At 58.7% G+C, this 676-nt stretch carries 2 pseudogenes; one reads left to right on the forward strand and one right to left on the reverse strand.

The window, feature by feature from the left end:
• Positions 1–357: pseudogene (locus AC0L24_RS33845) on the forward strand (TIM barrel protein); the annotation flags it as partial.
• Positions 358–370: 13 nt separating this feature from the next.
• Here the strand turns inward: AC0L24_RS33845 and AC0L24_RS33850 are convergent.
• Positions 371–676, reverse strand: a pseudogene (locus AC0L24_RS33850) (type 2 periplasmic-binding domain-containing protein); the annotation flags it as partial.

Below are 676 nucleotides of genomic sequence, written 5' to 3' on the forward strand. Positions count from 1 at the left end.
TCGAAGAACGAAGCGGCTAAGGCCATTGCCGCCATTGATGGCCAGTCCGTCTTCCGCCTCGTGCACGACACATTTCATCACACGCTCGCCGGGGAGCCATTCTTCTCCTGCGAACTGACTGGTCTCGTGCACATTTCAAGCGTGAACGATCCGATCCACTGGATCTACCCGGATCGCGTCCTAGTCGGTTCCGACAATGGCAGCCAGATCCGGGCGCTGCTTGATGGCGGCTATGGGGGACCCTTCTCATTCGCACCGTTTTTCGACGCAGCCGACCCGCAGGACGACCTCGCAGGCGCGCTTGCCGCGAGCATTGATCTCGTCCGACGCGGGCTATTGACGCGAGTGGCGGCGTGAGACGCGGTATCAATCAGGGCTTGCGACCCTTTTTGGCGTCCTGCGGAGAAGTCATTCGAGACGCCTCCTGCAACAATATCTCTCGCATCCAGATGCTTGCCACATCACTGTTGTGAAGGGCGGGCCATTGCAGCGCCTCGGTAAATGCGGGAAGCGGCAGCGGAAGTTCGATGATCTTTAGTGGGAAGGTTTCTTAAAATGCTCAACCAGCCGGGAGGGCATGGTCGCTATACGGGCTGTGCCTGAGACCATCGGCGGGATCATGCCAAAGGCCTGCACGATAACCTCGACACGTCTCTTGAGGCCATGCTCAAGCAAA

The organism is Mesorhizobium sp. WSM4809 (assembly GCF_055811655.1).